This is a genomic window from Streptomyces araujoniae, from assembly GCF_050871195.1.
GTDB lineage: Bacteria > Actinomycetota > Actinomycetes > Streptomycetales > Streptomycetaceae > Streptomyces > Streptomyces bacillaris.
In genome coordinates this window covers 3,879,538-3,896,754 of sequence record NZ_CP194070.1, presented here as the reverse complement: position 1 = coordinate 3,896,754, position 17,217 = coordinate 3,879,538, and the positions used below count along the sequence as shown (strand labels likewise).

At 70.2% G+C, this 17,217-nt stretch carries 17 protein-coding genes and 1 tRNA gene; 9 read left to right on the top strand and 9 right to left on the bottom strand.

Features of this window, described 5'->3' with window-relative positions:
* Positions 1-89: 89 nt before the first annotated feature.
* Both ACQ9ZG_RS16515 and ACQ9ZG_RS16510 read right to left on the bottom strand, forming a co-directional pair.
* Entirely contained in the window at positions 90-605 is a 516-nt protein-coding gene (locus tag ACQ9ZG_RS16515; RefSeq protein WP_386698975.1) for a DUF3515 family protein, read from the bottom strand.
* 223 nt (positions 606-828) lie between these two features.
* A complete protein-coding gene (locus tag ACQ9ZG_RS16510; RefSeq protein ID WP_028415824.1) occupies positions 829-1,539 on the bottom strand; it encodes a DUF5324 family protein in 711 nt (236 codons plus the stop codon).
* 305 nt (positions 1,540-1,844) lie between these two features.
* Here ACQ9ZG_RS16510 and ACQ9ZG_RS16505 point away from each other — a divergent pair, with 305 nt between their 5' ends.
* Together ACQ9ZG_RS16505 and ACQ9ZG_RS16500 are read left to right on the top strand one after the other, a co-directional pair.
* Positions 1,845-2,372 (top strand): peptidylprolyl isomerase, encoded by a 528-nt coding sequence (locus tag ACQ9ZG_RS16505; RefSeq protein WP_028415825.1) that lies wholly within the window; start codon positions 1,845-1,847, stop codon positions 2,370-2,372.
* 116 nt (positions 2,373-2,488) lie between these two features.
* Positions 2,489-3,394 carry a rhomboid family intramembrane serine protease gene (locus ACQ9ZG_RS16500; RefSeq protein ID WP_018489815.1) on the top strand — a complete coding sequence of 302 codons (906 nt, stop codon included), beginning with the start codon at positions 2,489-2,491 and terminating at the stop codon, positions 3,392-3,394.
* A gap of 273 nt (positions 3,395-3,667) precedes the next feature.
* Here the strand turns inward: ACQ9ZG_RS16500 and crgA are convergent, their stop codons facing one another.
* Positions 3,668-3,922, bottom strand: coding sequence for a cell division protein CrgA (gene crgA, locus ACQ9ZG_RS16495; RefSeq protein WP_018489814.1), 255 nt, complete (start codon positions 3,920-3,922; stop codon positions 3,668-3,670).
* Between the two features lie 141 nt (positions 3,923-4,063).
* On the opposite strand from crgA, the gene ACQ9ZG_RS16490 reads away from it, so the two are divergent.
* The 6 genes from ACQ9ZG_RS16490 (at position 4,064) to ACQ9ZG_RS16465 (ending at position 8,671) form a co-directional block, all read left to right on the top strand.
* Positions 4,064-4,831: a DUF881 domain-containing protein gene (locus tag ACQ9ZG_RS16490; RefSeq protein ID WP_202439473.1), complete on the top strand. Its 768-nt coding sequence runs from the start codon at positions 4,064-4,066 to the stop codon at positions 4,829-4,831.
* Positions 4,832-4,860: 29 nt separating this feature from the next.
* Positions 4,861-5,571: a class E sortase gene (locus ACQ9ZG_RS16485; protein ID WP_109916079.1), complete on the top strand. Its 711-nt coding sequence runs from the start codon at positions 4,861-4,863 to the stop codon at positions 5,569-5,571.
* Between the two features lie 89 nt (positions 5,572-5,660).
* Positions 5,661-5,849 carry a hypothetical protein gene (locus ACQ9ZG_RS16480; protein WP_018489811.1) on the top strand — a complete coding sequence of 63 codons (189 nt, stop codon included), beginning with the start codon at positions 5,661-5,663 and terminating at the stop codon, positions 5,847-5,849.
* Complete coding sequence (locus ACQ9ZG_RS16475) at positions 5,846-6,484, top strand: aminodeoxychorismate/anthranilate synthase component II (protein ID WP_028415828.1); 639 nt, start codon at positions 5,846-5,848, stop codon at positions 6,482-6,484. The genes ACQ9ZG_RS16480 and ACQ9ZG_RS16475 overlap by 4 nt, the downstream gene beginning before the upstream one ends.
* The gene (locus tag ACQ9ZG_RS16470; RefSeq protein ID WP_499280744.1) at positions 6,481-7,908 is read left to right on the top strand and encodes a class E sortase; all 1,428 of its coding nucleotides are present in this window, start codon (positions 6,481-6,483) and stop codon (positions 7,906-7,908) included. Before ACQ9ZG_RS16475 ends, ACQ9ZG_RS16470 begins: the two co-directional genes overlap by 4 nt.
* 25 nt (positions 7,909-7,933) lie before the next feature.
* A complete protein-coding gene (locus ACQ9ZG_RS16465; RefSeq protein ID WP_109914895.1) occupies positions 7,934-8,671 on the top strand; it encodes a class E sortase in 738 nt (245 codons plus the stop codon).
* 143 nt (positions 8,672-8,814) lie between these two features.
* On the opposite strand, the gene pknB is transcribed toward ACQ9ZG_RS16465, so the two are convergent.
* From pknB to ACQ9ZG_RS16435, 6 genes are all read right to left on the bottom strand, one after another.
* Positions 8,815-10,812 carry a Stk1 family PASTA domain-containing Ser/Thr kinase gene (gene pknB / locus ACQ9ZG_RS16460; protein ID WP_109914894.1) on the bottom strand — a complete coding sequence of 666 codons (1,998 nt, stop codon included), beginning with the start codon at positions 10,810-10,812 and terminating at the stop codon, positions 8,815-8,817.
* A 175-nt stretch (positions 10,813-10,987) separates the two neighbouring features.
* On the bottom strand, positions 10,988-12,442 hold the full coding sequence (locus ACQ9ZG_RS16455; RefSeq protein WP_109914893.1) for a peptidoglycan D,D-transpeptidase FtsI family protein: 1,455 nt from the start codon (positions 12,440-12,442) through the stop codon (positions 10,988-10,990).
* Positions 12,439-13,839, bottom strand: a complete 1,401-nt coding sequence (locus ACQ9ZG_RS16450; protein ID WP_018489805.1) for an FtsW/RodA/SpoVE family cell cycle protein — start codon at positions 13,837-13,839, stop codon at positions 12,439-12,441. Before ACQ9ZG_RS16450 ends, ACQ9ZG_RS16455 begins: the two co-directional genes overlap by 4 nt.
* Positions 13,840-13,861: 22 nt before the next feature.
* Positions 13,862-15,310, bottom strand: a complete 1,449-nt coding sequence (locus tag ACQ9ZG_RS16445) for a Stp1/IreP family PP2C-type Ser/Thr phosphatase (protein ID WP_028415832.1) — start codon at positions 15,308-15,310, stop codon at positions 13,862-13,864.
* 135 nt (positions 15,311-15,445) lie between these two features.
* Positions 15,446-15,961, bottom strand: a complete 516-nt coding sequence (locus ACQ9ZG_RS16440) for an FHA domain-containing protein FhaB/FipA (RefSeq protein ID WP_028415833.1) — start codon at positions 15,959-15,961, stop codon at positions 15,446-15,448.
* 10 nt (positions 15,962-15,971) lie between these two features.
* Positions 15,972-16,811 (bottom strand): FHA domain-containing protein, encoded by an 840-nt coding sequence (locus ACQ9ZG_RS16435; protein WP_018489802.1) that lies wholly within the window; start codon positions 16,809-16,811, stop codon positions 15,972-15,974.
* 318 nt (positions 16,812-17,129) lie between these two features.
* Between ACQ9ZG_RS16435 and ACQ9ZG_RS16430 the strand changes: the two genes are divergently transcribed.
* Positions 17,130-17,212 (top strand) — tRNA-Leu (locus ACQ9ZG_RS16430).
* The last annotated feature ends 5 nt before the right edge of the window (positions 17,213-17,217 follow it).

The window sequence follows — 17,217 nt, the reverse complement described above, 5'->3', positions numbered from 1 at the left end:
CTTGTCCCCCGTCCATGTCTGCGCCCGTGACCGTGTCCAGGGACGGGGCCGGACCCGCCCCGACCCCGATTCGCCGGTGAGAACGGGCCTCAGCCGGAGGGGGCCGCCGGGGCCGGCACGTCGTCCATGCCCACGCACTTCGTGTACGGCTTCACCGGCTCGACCAGCGCGGACAGGCCGACCAGGACGTCGTCCACGGCGGTGATCTCCTCGGTGACGGCCACCTCCACGGCCGGGTCGCGGCCGTAGGTGACGACGACCTTGCCGCCGTCCTCGGAGCGGTCCTCGCGGAAGACCCAGTCCACGCCGTCGACGGTCGCGCACGGGTCGATGGTCGGCTCGGGCAGCTCGACGCCGCAGCGGAGCACGATCGCGTTCTCGCCCCAGACCGCGACCCCGGGGCGGTCGGTGAACGTCAGCTTCTGTCCGCCGAGGCGGTCCGGGTAGCCGTCGGCGAATTGCCGGCAGGCCGCGTCACCGGCGTGCGGGGCGGAGGCGACGCCCTCGCCGGGGGAGTCCGCGCCGCACGACGCCAGGGCACCGGCGGCGAGGGCGACGGCCGCCGCCGCGACGGCGGCCTTCCGCGCGCGGGGGACTCGCACCACAGCAGGGACCTTTCCTGGGGAGGAGCCCGTACGTTCGACTCCTCCGGTCCTCCGGAAGCTACACCAGCGCCCGTCCCGCCCGGGTACGGGGTCCGGCCGCTCCCTCCGGGCGCGGACACGACGAGGACGCCGGTCGGCCGCAGACCTTCGCGGCTGCGGCGGACCGGCGTCCTCGTGTCGCTGTTACGGCTGTGGGGTCACGGGTACGGGGCGGCGCCCGCCGTCAGGCGCGGTCGTCGTGGCCCGGGACGTCCCCTTCGGCCTCGGCCTGCTTGGCCTCGACCTCCGGGTCGAGCACGGCCCGGTCGCTGCCGTCGACCGTGCCGAGCGGCGAGCGCTCGTCGCCCACCTCGGTGGCGACCGGCGGCTCGACCAGCCAGTCCGGGTTGGCCTGCTTGTCCCACCAGCGCCAGGCGGCGTAGGCGCCGCCGGCGACGATGCCCAGCACCAGGAGCCCCTTGGTGGCCCGGCCGGCCCTGGCCCGGCGCTCGTGCTTGCGGGCCAGCTTCTGGATCTCCTTGGCCGTGACGTTGCTCCGGAGCGCGGCCAGCGCCGCGGCGCTGCGGGCCGAGGCCTGCTCGGCCACCGGCTGGGCCGCCGCCCGGGCCTGCTCGACGCGCGGAGCGGTGTACTCGGCGGCGGTCCTCGCGGCCTTCCGCGTCGAGTGGGCGGCGCGCTGCGCGGCCTCGTCGACCTTCGGCGGCACATGGGTCAGGGCCTGTTCGAGGCGCGGGGCGAGATGGGACTCGTACTGGACACGGGCCTGCTTGGCGGCCTTCGTCACCTTGGGCGCGAGCCGTACGCGGGCCTCGTGCGCATAGTGGGCAGCCTGCTCCCTGGCCGAGTCGGCGTACGGCGCCACCACTTCCGCGGCGTGCTGCGCGCTGTCCCTGGCCGAGTCGGTTGCGGCGCGCACGCTGTCGATGCGGGTCACGGGATCCTCCTCCTTGGTGGCGGGTAGGTACTCCGCCTTTCCGCCCAATTCGAAATCATGCCTGTCACGACCATGACCGGCACGCAGGACGGGCATCCGGGTCATGATCGCTCTTTCCGCTGGAAACGCTCCATGCGTTTCCATGCGTTACAACTCGGTAGAACGATGTAAGTGACGCATTTCGACGACCATGCCACGGTCAGGCGCGGAACGCGCCGCTCCATCAGGCATCCGGCCGTACATTCCCCGGTACGTGGGAGGATTCGGCGTACGTCAGCTCAGCGAAGGACGAGGGAAGGCAGACCGTGGCCGAGCAGCTTTACGCCACCTTGAAGACCAACCAGGGCGACATCGAGATCCGGCTCCTGCCGAACCACGCTCCGAAGACGGTGAAGAACTTCGTCGAGCTGGCCACCGGACAGCGCGAGTGGACCGACCCGGGGACCGGGCGGAAGTCCACGGACCGGCTGTACGACGGGACCGTCTTCCACCGGGTCATCAGCGGGTTCATGATCCAGGGCGGCGACCCGCTGGGCAACGGCACCGGCGGCCCGGGCTACGAGTTCGCGGACGAGTTCCACCCGGACCTGGCCTTCACCAAGCCGTATCTGCTGGCCATGGCCAACGCGGGCCCGGGCACCAACGGTTCGCAGTTCTTCCTGACCGTCTCGCCCACCGCCTGGCTCACCAACAAGCACACGATCTTCGGCGAGGTCGCCGACGACGCGAGCCGCAAGGTCGTCGACGCCATCGCCGCCACCGGGACCAACCCGCGCACCGACCGCCCGCTGAACGACGTGGTCATCGAGTCCGTGGTCGTCGAGACCCGCTGAGCCGTCCGTCCCGGCGGGAACCAACCGCCCCGCCCGTCCGTAGTGATACATAGCGGACCAGCGGGGCGGCCGTGTGTGCGGCGCCCGGGGCGAGACCGAGAGGCAGGCCAGGACCGATGCACCAGCAGCCGCCGGCGGACCGGGGCGTACCGGAAGGCGGTCAGGCCCTCCCGAGCTGCTACCGGCACCCGGGCCGGGAGACCGGGATCAGCTGCACGCGCTGCGAGCGGCCGATCTGCACCGAGTGCATGGTCAGCGCCTCCGTCGGCTTCCAGTGCCCCGACTGCGTGCGCCAGGGCTCCGGCACCGGCCACCACCCGGCGGCCAGCAGGCCTCGGACGCTGGCGGGCGGGACCGTGGCCGCCGACCCGCGGCTGATCACCAAGATCCTGCTCGGCATCAACCTCGTGGTCTTCGTCGTGGTCGCGGCCGCCCCGGAGTCCCTGCTCGACGATCTGGTGCTGCTCGGCCGGGCCTGGGACCCGACACCGCCGCCGGGCTCGATCGAGGGTGTCGCCGAAGGGCAGTGGTATCGCCTGGTGACCTCGATGTTCCTGCACCAGGAGGTGTGGCACATCGGGTTCAACATGCTGGGGCTCTGGTGGCTCGGCGGGCCGCTGGAGGCCGCGCTCGGCCGGGTCCGCTTCCTGGCGCTCTATCTGCTCTCCGGGTTCGCGGGCAGCGCGCTGATGTATCTCATCGCCGCGCCGAACCAGCCCTCGCTGGGCGCGTCCGGAGCGGTCTTCGGGCTGTTCGGCGCCACCGCCGTGCTGATGCGCCGGATGAACTACGACATGCGCCCGGTGCTGGTGCTGCTCGCGATCAACCTGGTCTTCACCTTCACCATGGGCGGGATCGCCTGGGAGGCCCATGTCGGAGGTCTGGTCGCGGGCGCCCTGATCGCGGTCGGCCTGGTACACGCCCCGCGTGAGCGGCGTACGGCGGTGCAGGCCGGGAGCTGCGCGCTGGTCTTCCTGGCCTCGGTGGCGATCGTCGTCGCCCGCACGATGTCCCTCACCTGAGCCCTGAGGAGCGGTTCGCCCCCAGGACAGACCACAGTTGTCCACAGTGGGGGCAGGATCTTGTGCATGGCAAGGGGAACATCTGTGCCCACCGTCGCTGAGCTGGGTTTTCCCGAGGTGGCACAGGGTGCAGCCCCCCTCGGACGAGGGGGGCTGCAGTCACACCGGCGTCAACTTGAGTGGAAGTTATCCACAGATCGTCTGACCTTTTCCCCCGACTGTGGATAACTCTGTGGGTAACTCAGGGCAGGGCTTGCGTGCGGAGCGGGTCCGTCACTTCCACTGGGTCGACACGGCGAAGCCGCCGGCGATGAAGCCGAAGCCGACCACGATGTTCCAGTTGCCCAGGGCGTCGATCGGCAGACTGCCTTCGGTCACGTAGAACACCACGATCCAGGCCAGCCCGAGGAGGAACAGGGCCAGCATGACCGGAGCCACCCAACTGCGGTTGGTCAGCTTGATCGCCGTTGCTTGCTTCGCCGGGGGCGGCGTGAAGTCGGCCTTCTTGCGGATACGTGACTTCGGCACGAGGGACTCTCCTGTCGATGCGCTGCGTGACCGCGCAGGGATCTGTGGCGGGCGCCGGGGCGGGGCGCCAGGGGGAATGCTGCCGCCCCCGGGCGTCCGTTAGCGTAGTGCTTCCATGGCGCCCGATGAGATAAGGGTACGTTGAGCAATTCTGCCGACTCCCCCGAAGGCCCGGCCCGGTCCACCTCCGTGTGGGCGGCCCGGGGGCTCACCGCTGCCGTCTTCGCCCTGGCCGGGCTCATCTTCGTCACCAGCGCCAACACGGCCAAGGGCACCAATCTGCGCAGCGACTCCTCCCTGCTCAAGCTCTCCGACCTGATCCGGGAGCGCAGCGAGAACAACGCCGGGCTGAACGACGCGGTCGCCGCCGCCCGCGCGGACGTGGATGCCCTCGCCCAGCGCGACGACGGCTCCACCGAGGCCGAGGACGCCAAGCTGAAGGCCCTGGAGAAGGCGGCCGGCACCACGAAGATCACCGGCGACGCCGTCAGCGTGACGCTCAACGACGCCCCGCCGGACGCCACCGCCAACCCCGGCTACCCCGAGCCCCAGCCCAACGACCTGGTCATCCACCAGCAGGACCTCCAGGCCGTGGTGAACGCCCTGTGGCAGGGCGGGGCGCGCGGCATCCAGGTCATGGACCAGCGGCTGATCTCCACCAGCGCGGTCCGCTGCGTCGGCAACACCCTGATCCTCCAGGGCCGCGTCTACTCCCCGCCCTACAAGGTCACCGCCGTGGGTGACCCCGGCAGGCTGCGGAAGGCGCTCGACAACTCCACCGCGATCCAGAACTACCAGCTGTACGTGAAGGCGTACGGGCTGGGCTGGAAAGTCGAGCAGGACGACGCGGTGACTCTTCCCGGTTACTCGGGCACAGTGGACCTCCACTACGCGAAGCCCGTGGAGTGAGCCCGGGCTGACCCCCGGGAGGCCGTCCGGTGCCGTCACGACCGTCGGAGCGATCGGTACGGCCCGTCCCGGTACGGCTCGTCGTCAGGACCTTCAGCGAACTGTGCATCACCGCGGGCGCCCTGATCGTCCTGTTCGTCGTCTACGTCGTGTCATGGACGGGCGTCAAGGCCGCCGACGCCGCCGAGGGCGAGATCGCGACGCTCCACAGCCGCTGGGCCCAGCAGCGGCCCGCGGCCCCTTCGCCCACCGCCTCCCCGGCTCCGTACGAGGGCGGAAAGCCGTTCGCGACGATGTACGTCCCCCGCTTCGGCGCCGGCTGGGAGTGGCCGGTGCTGGAGAACACCGAGGCCAGGACCTTGCAGAAGGGTCTCGGCCACTACAGCGGGACCGCCCGCCCGGGGGAGACCGGCAACTTCGCGGTGGCCGGGCACCGGCGGACGTACGGGGACCCCTTCAAGGACTTCCCCCGGCTCCGCCCCGGGGACGCGGTGATCGTCAACGACGGCACGACCTGGTTCACGTACCGCGTCGCCCGCGAGCCCTACCGCACCGTGCCCACCGACACCGCCGTCGTCGACCCCGTCCCCCGCCGCTCCGGCTTCGAGGGCCCCGGCCGCTATCTGACGCTCACCACCTGCGAGCCCGAGTGGGGCAGCAGCCACCGGCTCATCGCCTGGGCCCATCTGGACGCGACCCGGCCGGTGGACGAGGGGAAGCCGCCGGAGCTTACCGGCTGACCTGGGCGGTGCCGGGGTTTTCCACAGGCTGACCCACTCTCCGGCCGCGGCACTCTAATCTGGTGCGAGTACCGAATGGAGGGGTCAGCATGTACGGCTGGATCTGGCGGCATCTGCCGGGCAACGCATGGGTGCGGAGCATCATCGCGCTCGTGCTGGTTCTCGCGGTGGTCTACGCGCTGTTCCAGTACGTCTTCCCCTGGGCGGAGCCGCTGCTCCCGTTCGGTGACGTGACCGTCGACGGCGACAGCGCCGGTGGGGCAGGAGCCGGGCAGTGAGCGCACGCATCCTCGTCGTGGACAACTACGACAGCTTCGTCTTCAACCTCGTCCAGTACCTCTACCAGCTCGGTGCCGAGTGCGAGGTGCTGCGCAACGACGAGGTGACCACCGGCCACGCCCAGGACGGCTTCGACGGCGTCCTGCTCTCCCCCGGCCCCGGCACGCCCGAACAGGCGGGGGTCTGCGTGGAGATGGTGCGCCACTGCGCGGACACCGGCGTCCCGGTCTTCGGCGTCTGCCTGGGGATGCAGTCCATGGCCGTCGCGTACGGCGGTGTCGTCGACCGGGCCCCCGAGCTGTTGCACGGCAAGACCTCGCCGGTGACCCACGAGGGCCAGGGCGTCTTCGCCGGGCTGCCCTCCCCCTTCACAGCCACCCGCTACCACTCGCTCGCCGCCGAACCGGCCGCGCTCCCGCCCGAGCTGGAGGTCACGGCCCGCACGGCCGACGGCATCATCATGGGCCTGCGCCACCGGGACCGGGCGGTGGAGGGCGTGCAGTTCCACCCCGAGTCCGTGCTCACCGAGTACGGCCACCTGATGCTCGCCAACTGGCTGGAGCAGTGCGGTGACCAGGGGGCCGTGGCGCGGTCGGCGGGGCTCGCGCCGGTGGTGGGCAAGGCCGCGGCGTGACCGCACCCCGCCCCGAGGACGGCCCCGGGCTCCAGGGCCCGTACGTGCCCGGGGCGTACGGGACGGACGGGGCGTTCACGTCGGCGGTGGAAGGGCTCGCGGACCCGCTCGGCGACCCGCTGCCGGGGCGGCACACCTCCCCGTGGTTCCGGAGCGAGGCCGCCCCGGGAGAGGACGGTCCGGCCGCCGCCCGCCCGCAGGCTTACAGCCCTGAGCAGGCCCAGGAGGCCCCGGGCGAGTGGTACGACCCCGAGGGATACCAGCGGGACTGGTACGGCTCCCAGCAGGCCCCTGCGCCCTCTCCCGCGCCCGTTCCGGCCGACGGGACCATGGGGTCGCGGACCGCCGACACCCACCGAATAGTGACAGATCCGGGCGAAAGGCCTGATCCGCCCCAGGCGTTCGTGCCCACCGACGCGCCCCGGCCGTACGACCCCGCCGCCCCGTACGAGCCCGCCCCCGAGCCGTACGCGCCCCCCGGGGAACGGTCCGCCACCGGGCCGTTCGCGTCGACCGGGCGACCGGTCCCCGCCGAGCGGCCCGAGCCGGCCGATCCGTACGAGGCGGCCACCGATGCCTACGAGCCCCCCGCCCGCCCCGAGTCCGCCGAGCCGGTCACCGGGGGGCGGGCCGAGCGGCGGCGGGCGGCCAAGGGGCGCGGGCGCCGTTCCGGCCCGGCCGCCCCTGCGGCCTCCACCCCCGCCGCCCCCATGACCCGGATGGAGGCGCGGCGGGCCGCGAAGGCCGCCAAGGACAGCCCGGCCGTCGTCGCCAGCCGGGCCGTCGGCGAGATCTTCATCTCGCTCGGCGTCCTGATGCTGCTCTTCGTCACCTACCAGCTCTGGTGGACCAACGTCCGGGCCGAGCAGATCGCGGGCAAGGAGACGGACAGGATCCAGGAGGAGTGGGCCAACGGGGCGGGCAAACCCGGGGTGTTCGCGCCCGGCCAGGGCTTCGCCATCATGCACATCCCCAAGCTGGACGTCGTCGTCCCGATCGCCGAGGGCATCAACAAGGAGAAGGTCCTCGACCGGGGCATGCTCGGCCACTACGGCGAGGGCAAGCTGAAGACGGCGATGCCCGAGGACGAGCAGGGCAACTTCGCCGTCGCCGGCCACCGCAACACCCACGGGGAACCGTTCCGCTACGTCAACAAGCTCGTCCCCGGCGATCCGATCGTGGTCGAGACGAGGGACGCGTACTACACGTACGAGATGGCCAGCATCCTGCCGCAGACCTCGCCCTCCAACATCTCGGTGATCGAGCCGATCCCGGCCGGTTCCGGGTTCACCGAGCCGGGCCGGTACATCACGCTGACGACCTGTACCCCGGAGTTCACGAGTACCTACCGGCTGATCGTCTGGGGCAAGATGGTCGACGAACGGCCGCGCGACGAGGGAAAGCCCAAGGCGCTCGTGGGCTGAACATCATCAGGACAGGGGCGGTGCGGTGGCAGCGAGGACCGAGCACGACGAGCGGACCGGCGCACCCGTGTCCACGCCCCCGGCACCCCGCCGCGCCCGCCACCCGATCGCCACGGCCGTCAGCGTCTTCGGCGAGCTGCTGATCACCGCGGGCCTGGTGCTCGCGCTCTTCGTCGCGTACTCCCTCTGGTGGACCAACGTGCTCGCCGACCGCGAGGCGGGCCGGCAGGGCGACACCGTCCGGGAGAACTGGGCGGACGCCGGGCCCGGTGCGCTGGACACCAAGGACGGCATCGGCTTCCTGCACGTCCCCGCCATGGGGAACGGCGAGGTGCTGGTCAAGAAGGGCACCGACCCCGAGACCCTCAACAACGGCATCGCGGGCTACTACACGGACCCGGTCCCCTCCGCCCTCCCCTGGGACGACGAGGGCAACTTCACGCTGGCCGCCCACCGGGACGGGCACGGCGCCAAGTTCCACAACATCCACAAGCTGAAGAACGGCGACCCGGTCGTCTTCGAGACCAAGGACACCTGGTACGTCTACAAGGTCTACAAGACGCTCCCCGAGACCTCGAAGTTCAACGTCGACGTGATCCAGCCGGTCCCGGAGGAGTCGGGCGTGAAGAAGCCCGGCCGCTACATCACGCTGACGACCTGCACCCCGGTCTACACCTCGAAGTACCGGTACATCGTCTGGGGCGAGCTGGAGCGCACGGAGAAGGTCGACAAGGACCGCACGAAGCCGGTGGAACTGCTCTAGGGCCTGTCGTCAGACTGCCGCCTGCCGGGCGACGACGGCAGTCTGACGAGAGGCCCCAGGGCCGTCGTCCGGCCTCCCGCTCATGGCGAAGGGCCCCGGTCACCCTCACGGTGACCGGGGCCCTTCGCCGTACGGACTGCGGGCTACCGGCCCGACGGGCCTCCGAAGAGGCCGCCGCCGCCCTGGTCGCCTCCGCCGCCCGGGGTGGCGAAGATGTTGACCGCGGAGTTCTTGTCGACGGTCTCACCGACCCCCGGCTGGACGACGGCCACGATGGCGTTGTCGTCCTGCGAGCCCTGGACGTTGCCGACCTGGAGGCCCGCCTCCTGGAGCTTCGCCTTGGCCTCCCCGAGCTTCATGCCCTGGATCTGCGGCACCTGGGTCTTCTCCGGCTCCGGCGGTTCGGCCGGGCCCTTGGAGACCTTGAGGACGATCTGCGCGTCCTTGGCGTGCTTGCCGGGCTGCGGGGTCTGCTCGATGACCGTGTCCTTCGGCTCCTCGGAGTCGACGTCGGTCCGCGAGATGTTGGTGAAGCCGATGCCCCGCAGCTGCTGTTCCGCGGCCGCGAAGGTGCGGGTGCGCATGTCGGGCAGGTCCAGGGTCTCCTTCTTGGCGACCGTGATGGTCACCTCGGAGCCGTCCTCCGCCTCGCTGCCGCCCTTGGGCTTCTGCTCGATGACCGTGCCCTCGCTCTTGTCGGACTCGACCGCGGTGACGTTGACGCTGAAGCCCTTGTCCTCCAGGGCCTTGCGGGCACCGTCCTCGGACTTCTCCAGGACGTCGGGCACCTCGACCTTGGGGGCACCGGAGGAGACCATGACCGTGACGGTCCCGTTCTTCTCCATCGTGCCGTCCTTCGGATCCTGCGAGCAGATCTTGCCCTTCTCCTGCTGCTCGCACGGCTCCTCGCCGCCGACCTTGAGGACGATCTCCGATCTCTCGGCCAGCTGTTCCGCCTCCTTGACGGTGGAGCCGACCAGATTGGGCACGGAGATCTGGTTGTCGGTGCTGGAGTCGCTGAAGACGGCCTTGCCGATCAGGATCGCGCCGATGAGCACCAGGATGCCTGCGACGACCAGCAGGATCGTCGAGAGGTTGCTCTTCTTCTGCGGCTGCTGGCGCCGCCGGCCCGCCCGGTCGTCGTAGCCGTAGCCGCCGTCGTCCGGGTTGACCGGCGGCAGCATCGACGTCTGCTGGTTGTTGGGGTCGGTGGCGCGCAGGGCGGTGGTGGGCTGGTCGGCGTTGTAGCCGTCGTACCCGCCGTATCCGGCGGCACCCAGCCCGGCTGCGGCAGCGACCGGCCGGCCGTCGAGGCAGGCCTCGATGTCGGCCCGCATCTCGTCGGCGGACTGGTAGCGGTAGTCCGGGTCCTTGGTGAGCGCCTTCAGCACGATCGCGTCCATCTCGGGCGTGATCTCGGGGTCGAAGGTGCTCGGCGGCTGCGGCTCCTCGCGCACGTGCTGGTAGGCCACGGCGACGGGCGAGTCGCCGACGAACGGGGGCCGGACCGCGAGGAGCTCGTAGAGCAGGCAGCCGGTGGAGTACAGGTCGGAGCGGGCGTCGACCTGCTCGCCCTTCGCCTGCTCCGGGGAGAGGTACTGGGCGGTGCCGATGACCGCGGCGGTCTGCGTCATCGTCATTCCGGAGTCGCCCATGGCCCGGGCGATGCCGAAGTCCATCACCTTGACCTGGCCGGTCCGCGTCAGCATGACGTTGGCCGGCTTGATGTCGCGGTGGACGATCTGGGCGCGGTGGGAGTACTCCAGGGCCTGGAGGATGCCGACCGTCATCTCCAGCGTGCGCTCGGGCAGCAGCCTGCGTCCGGAGTGCAGCAGCTCCCGCAGGGTCGAGCCGTCGACGTACTCCATCACGATGTACGGGATGGAGACCCCGTCGACGTAGTCCTCGCCGGTGTCGTAGACGGCGACGATCGCGGGGTGGTTGAGCGAGGCGGCCGACTGGGCCTCACGGCGGAACCGGGCCTGGAAGGACGGGTCGCGGGCCAGATCGGCCCGGAGCGTCTTCACCGCTACGGTGCGGCCGAGCCGGGTGTCGTGGGCGAGGTAGACCTCGGCCATGCCACCACGGCCGAGCACCGAGCCCAGCTCGTACCGGCCGCCGAGGCGACGCGGCTCTTCCATCACTGTTCCAGCCCTCTCCGTCAGTCCTGACCGCACCCGTGTGTGTGGTCCGGCGGTGCGCTGTTCGCGCATACGCTACCGGGCACGCGTGGAGTGATCAGCCCGCACCCGGCAGCCGATATCCGACCGGTATCCGATGTCCGGTATGGACGGACGGCCGTAGTGACGGGGCTCACTACTTGCTGTCGATGACCGCCTGCATCACGCTCTTCGCGATCGGGGCGGCCAGCCCGCCACCGGAGATGTCGCCCCGGTTGGCGTTGCCGTCCTCGACCACGACGGCCACGGCGACCGGGGAGCCGCTGTCGGTCTTCGCGTACGAGATGAACCAGGCGTACGGCTTCTCGCTGTTGTTCAGACCGTGCTGGGCGGTACCGGTCTTGCCGCCTACGGTGACGCCGGGGATCTGTGCCCTGGTTCCCGTTCCGTCGTTGACGACGGTCTCCATCATCTGCTGGAGCTTCTGGGCGTTCTCCCCCGACATCGCCCGGCTGAGCTCCTCGGGCTCGTGGGTGAAGATGTCGTCCAGGTCGGGCGCCTGGCGCTTGGCCACCATGTACGGCTGCATCAGCTTGCCGTCGTTGGCGATGGCGGCGGACACCATGGCCATCTGGAGGGGGGTGGTCCGGTTGGACGCCTGCCCGATGCCGGCCATCGCGTTCTGCGGCCGGTTGTCCTCCGGGTAGATGCTCGCGTCGGCGCGGACGGGTGTGAAGACTTCCTTGTTGAAGCCGAACTTGTCCGTCTGCTCGATCATCTTCTTGTTGCCGAGATCGTCGCTGATCTTCCCGAAGACGGTGTTGCACGAGACCCGCAGGGCATCGCGCAGCGAGGCGTCCTCACAGGGGAGGTCGCCCTGGTTCTTCAACTGCACCGTGGACTGGGGCAGCGTCCAGGGCAGCGGGGAATCCGTCTTGGCGTCGATGTCGTCGTAGAGCCCGTTCTCCAGGGCCGCGGCGGCGGTGACGACCTTGAAGGTGGAACCGGGGGGATAGGTCTCGCGCAGCGCCCGGTTGAGCATCGGCTTGTCCTCGTCCTTGAGGAGCTTCTGCCGGGCGTCGGAGTCCTTCATGGAGTTCCCGGCGAAGACCGAGGGGTCGTACGAGGGGGTGCTCGCCAGGGCGAGGACGGCGCCGGTCTGCGGGTCGAGCGCGACGACGGCGCCCTTCTTGTTGCCGAGCCCCTCGAAGGCCGCCTTCTGCGCGGCGCCGTTGAGGGTGGTGACGACGTTGCCGCCGGACTTCTTCCTGCCGGTGAACATCGACAGCGTCCGGTCGAAGAACAGCTGGTCGCTGTTGCCCGTGAGGATGCCGTCCTCCAGGTTCTCCAGCTGCGAGGAGTCGAAGGCCTGCGAGGAGTAGCCGGTCACGGGGGCCCAGAGGGGGCCGTCCTTCCAGACCCGCTTGTACTTGAAGTCGCTGTCCTCGGTCTCGACGGAGCCGGTGATCGCCTTGCCGTCCACGATGATGTCGCCGCGCTCGTGGGCGTAACGCTCGATCTGGACGCGGCGGTTGTACTTGTGGCTGTTCAGCTCGTCCGCCCGGACGTACTGGAGCCAGTTGTCCCGGATGAGCAGGGCGAGGACGAGGATCCCGCAGAAGATCGCGATCCGGCGGAGCGGCTTGTTCACGGTCGGACCACCTGGGTCATCTCGGCGTCCGTGGTGGGAGCGGGCGCCGGGGCGGGACGGCGGGCGGTGTCGCTGATCCGGATCAGGATGGCGATCAGCGCCCAGTTGGCGAGTACGGAGGAGCCACCGGCCGCCAGGAACGGCATGGTCATACCGGTGAGCGGGATGAGCCCCATCACACCGCCGGCGACGACGAACACCTGGAGGGCGAACGAGCCGGAGAGGCCGATCGCGAGCAGCTTGCCGAACGGGTCGCGGGCGGCGAGCGCGGTGCGTACGCCGCGCTCGACGATCAGACCGTAGATGAGGAGCACGGCCATCATCCCGGCGAGCCCCAGCTCCTCGCCGACGGTGGCGAGGATGAAGTCGGAGTTGGCGGCGAAGCCGATCAGGTCGGAGTGGCCCTGGCCGAGGCCGGTCCCGAGGGTCCCGCCGGAGCCGAAGGCCATCAGCGACTTGGCCATCTGCTCGCTCGCCGCCTGCTCCCCCCAGCCCGCGAACGGGTCGAGCCAGGCGGTGACGCGCTGCTGGACGTGCGGCTCGAACGTGGCGACGCCCACCGCGCCGACCGCGGACATCAGCAGACCGAAGACGATCCAGCTGGTGCGCTCGGTGGCGACGTACAGCATCACGACGAACATGCCGAAGAAGAGCAGCGAGGAGCCGAGGTCGGTCTCGAAGACCAGGATCAGGATCGAGAACGCCCAGACCATCAGGATCGGGCCCAGGTCGCGGCCGCGGGGGAGGTACAGGCCCATGAACCGGCGGCTGGCCAGGGCCAGCGCGTCCCGCTTGACCATCAGGTAGCCCGCGAAGAACACCGTGATGATGATCTTGGCGAACTCACCGGGCTGGATCGTGCCGACGCCCGGGATCTTGATCCAGATCTTGGCGCCGTTCACCGCGGGGAAGAACATCGGCAGGATCAGCAGGACCAGCGCCACGACCATCGAGATGTACGTGTAGCGCTGGAGGATGCGGTGATCCTTCAGGACGACCAGGACGGCGACGAGCAGGGCCACGCCGATCGCGGAGAACAGCAGCTGCTTCGTGGCGGCGGGCGCGAACGTCTTGAGGGCCTGGAACCGCTCCGACTGGTCCAGGCGCCAGATCAGCGCCAGCCCCAGCCCGTTCAGCAGCACGGCCAGCGGCAGCAGCAGCGGGTCGGCGTACCGGGCGAATCTGCGCACCACGAGGTGGGCGACGCCGCCGAGCAGGGCGAGCCCCGCCCCGTAACCGAGCATGCCCGAGGGCAGTTCGCCGTTGAGGGCGAGGCCCACGTTGGCATAGGCGAACACCGAGATGGCGACGGCGAAGATGACCAGTGCCAGTTCGGTGTTGCGGCGGCTCGGTGCGTCGATCGCGCCGATGGTGGTCGTGTTGGTGACAACGCTCATGGTGCTGAAGGCCCCCTACGGCTTACTGCTTACCGCACTGCGGGACCAGCTTCTTCTCTTCCTCCGAGAGGCTGGGGCCGGGAGTGGGAGTCGCGGTGGTCGGCTTGGTCCCCGTGGCGGGGGGCGTGGCGGAGGTCTCCGCCTCCGCTTCGGCCGCGCGGCGCTGCGCGTCCTTCTTGCAGGCCGAGGCCTGGGCGCCGAGTTCGTCGACCTTCTTACGGGCCTCGGCGAGACTGCCCTCGGCGATCGTGGCCTCGACCTGCTTGCGCTGGTACGGCGGCAGGTACTTCAGCTCGATCTCGGGGTGGTTCTTCTCGACCTCGGAGAGCGAGATCCAGGCGAGGTCCTGGCTGATGCCGCGGAACAGCGCCACGTTGTCGTTCTGCACGCCGACGTAGAACTGGGTCTGTGTCCAGCGGTGGCCGCCGTAGAGAGCGCCGCCGATGACCGCCAGGGCCAGCACCGTGAAAACGGACCGCTTGAGCCACTTGCGGCCGCCGCGCGGCTTGGCGAGGTCGTCGTCGGTGTAGGAGTCGTACGAGCCGTCGGGCAGGGAGCCGTAGTCGGCCTCGCCGCTGCCGGGCGGGCCGAAGCCGCCCGCGGGGGGCGCGACGGGTCGCCCGAGACCGGCCGCGCGTCCGGCGGGGGTCTGCATGGCCCCGCCGTCGTTGAGGACCGTCTGGTTCTCCGCCACCGCGCCCACGACGACCGGGGTGTCGTTGAGCCGGCCCGCCAGGGTGTCGTTGTTGTCGACGTCCAGGACGTCGGCCACGATGCAGGTGATGTTGTCGGGGCCGCCGCCGCGCAGGGCGAGCTGGATCAGCTCCTGGATGGTCTCCTGCGGGCCCTGGTAGCTGGCCAGGGTCTCTTCCATCGTCTGGTGCGAGACCACGCCGGAGAGGCCGTCGGAGCAGATCAGGTAGCGGTCGCCGGCCCGGACCTCGCGGATGGAGAGATCCGGCTCGACGTGGTCGCCGCTGCCCAGCGCGCGCATCAGCAGGGAGCGCTGCGGGTGGGTGGTGGCCTCTTCCTCGGTGATCCGGCCCTCGTCGACCAGGCGCTGCACCCAGGTGTGGTCCTGGGTGATCTGTGTCAGGACGCCGTCGCGCAGCAGATAGGCGCGGGAGTCGCCGACGTGCACCAGACCGAGCCGCTGGCCGGTCCAGAGCAGGGCGGTGAGCGTGGTGCCCATGCCCTCCAGCTGGGGGTCCTCCTCGACCATGACGCGCAGCTGGTCGTTGGCCCGCTGCACCGCCGTGGCCAGGGAGGTGAGGATGTCCGAGCCGGGGACGTCGTCGTCGAGCTGGACGAGCGTGGAGATCACCTCGGAGCTGGCGACCTCACCGGCCGCCTGGCCGCCCATGCCGTCGGCGATGGCGAGGAGACGCGGACCGGCGTAGCCGGAGTCCTCGTTCCCCTCCCGGATCATGCCTTTGTGCGATCCGGCGGCGAAGCGCAGGGACAGACTCATACGCACCTGCCCGGTCGACGCTCCGTCGGGGTACAGCCTGTCTCGAGCCACACTGCCCACCCTCCGGTCGGGAACCGGGCCGCGTCCGTCCTCCGGGCCGCCGCGGCTCGCTCGCTCCGCTCGCTCATTGTCGTACTACTTCCGCAGCTCGATGACGGTCTTGCCGATACGGATCGGCGCGCCCAGCGGAACGGGCGTCGGAGTGGTGAGCCGGGTCCGCTCCAGGTAGGTGCCGTTGGTGGACCCGAGATCCTCCACGATCCACTGGCCGTCCCGGTCGGGGTAGATCCTGGCATGCCTGCTGGAGGCGTAGTCGTCGTCCAGCACGATCGTGGAGTCGTGTGCCCGGCCCAGGGTGATGGTCTGGCCCTGGAGGGCGACCGTGGTGCCCGTGAGGGTGCCTTCGGAGACGACCAGCTTGGTGGGTGCCCCGCGGCGCTGGCGCCCGGACTGCTGGCGCTGCTGGGGCGGTGCCGCCTGCTGCTGGCGGCCCTGCTGCGGACGCGCGTCACCCGCAGTGCGGCGTGAACCGCGCTGCGTGACGCGCGTTCCGAACAGATCGCTGCGGATGACCTGGACGGCCACGATGACGAACAGCCACAGAACGGCCAGGAAACCTAGCCGCATGACCGTCAGGGTCAGCTCTGACATTGCCCCCGCTTCACCCTTCGGCTTGCCGGTAAACGATGGTGGTGCTGCCCACGACGATCCGCGAGCCGTCGCGGAGCGTAGCGCGGGTGGTGTGCTGCCCGTCCACCACGATGCCGTTGGTGGACCCGAGATCCTGGATCGTCGAGGGCGTTCCGGTCCGGATCTCACAGTGCCGGCGCGATACACCGGGGTCGTCGATCCGCACGTCGGCGTCGGTGGATCGTCCCATCACCAACGTCGGGCGGGAAATCTGATGGCGGGTGCCGTTGATCTCGATCCAGCGCCGCACCTGCGCGTCCGGCATCGAACCGGGACCGGTCGGCGGGCGCCGGTCGCCCATGGCCGGGGGCCGTCCACCGCCGGGCGGCGGGGCCGTGGGCATGGGCGGGGCGGCGGCCGGGGGGTACCCGTAGCCGCCGGGGGACTGCGGGGCGGCGGGCCGCTGGTACGGATCGGGCTGGTCCGGCTGTGACGAACTCGACGCCAGGGTGCGGCTGCGCACCCGGTAGAGACCGGTGTCGAGGTCGTCGGCCTTCTCCAGGTGGACCTTGATCGGGCCCATGAAGGTGTAGCGCTGCTGCTTGGCGTAGTCGCGCACCAGGCCGGACAGCTCGTCGCCCAGCTGGCCCGAGTACGGGCTGAGCCGCTCGTAGTCGGGGGTGCTCAGCTCGACGATGAAGTCGTTGGGGACGACGGTCCGCTCGCGGTTCCAGATCGTCGCGTTGTTGTCGCACTCCCGCTGCAGGGCGCCGGCGATCTCCACCGGCTGCACCTCGGACTTGAAGACCTTGGCGAAGGTGCCGTTGACCAGCCCTTCGAGGCGCTGCTCGAAACGCTTCATGACCCCCATGGGGCACCTCCTCCGGTGTCATCGTCCCTGTACTGCTTACTGATCGTATCCACGCGTCGGGAAATCGGCTGGTTCCCCTTCTCTGCCCTGTGGATGAGTGTCACCCCTCACACGGATCGTAGAGGGGGCCTCCTCACAGTGTCCCGCACACGGGATGCTCTCTGGAGGAGTGGGGGCGACCGCTCCGCGTTCCCGATTCCCGTCCCGGGGTCTGCGAAACAACGGATGTGAATCCACCCTGTCCAGCGTGCTAATCTTCCGGATGTCGCCAGGCGCTCACACCACACAGGTGAGAGAGAGTCTGGAAACACCACTCTTGCGCGAGTGGCGGAACGGCAGACGCGCTGGCTTCAGGTGCCAGTGTCCTTAGGGACGTGGGGGTTCAAATCCCCCCTCGCGCACAGCG

Excerpts from the sequence above, each read along its gene's own strand:
- ACQ9ZG_RS16500 (WP_018489815.1), top strand. The coding sequence starts at position 2,489 with ATGCACCAGCAGCCGCCGGCGGACCGGGGCGTACCGGAAGGCGGTCAG.
- ACQ9ZG_RS16480 (WP_018489811.1), top strand. The coding sequence starts at position 5,661 with ATGTACGGCTGGATCTGGCGGCATCTGCCGGGCAACGCATGGGTGCGG.
- pknB (WP_109914894.1), bottom strand. The coding sequence starts at position 10,812 with ATGGAAGAGCCGCGTCGCCTCGGCGGCCGGTACGAGCTGGGCTCGGTG.
- ACQ9ZG_RS16450 (WP_018489805.1), bottom strand. The coding sequence starts at position 13,839 with ATGAGCGTTGTCACCAACACGACCACCATCGGCGCGATCGACGCACCG.
- ACQ9ZG_RS16445 (WP_028415832.1), bottom strand. The coding sequence starts at position 15,310 with ATGAGTCTGTCCCTGCGCTTCGCCGCCGGATCGCACAAAGGCATGATC.
- ACQ9ZG_RS16440 (WP_028415833.1), bottom strand. The coding sequence starts at position 15,961 with ATGTCAGAGCTGACCCTGACGGTCATGCGGCTAGGTTTCCTGGCCGTT.
- ACQ9ZG_RS16435 (WP_018489802.1), bottom strand. The coding sequence starts at position 16,811 with ATGGGGGTCATGAAGCGTTTCGAGCAGCGCCTCGAAGGGCTGGTCAAC.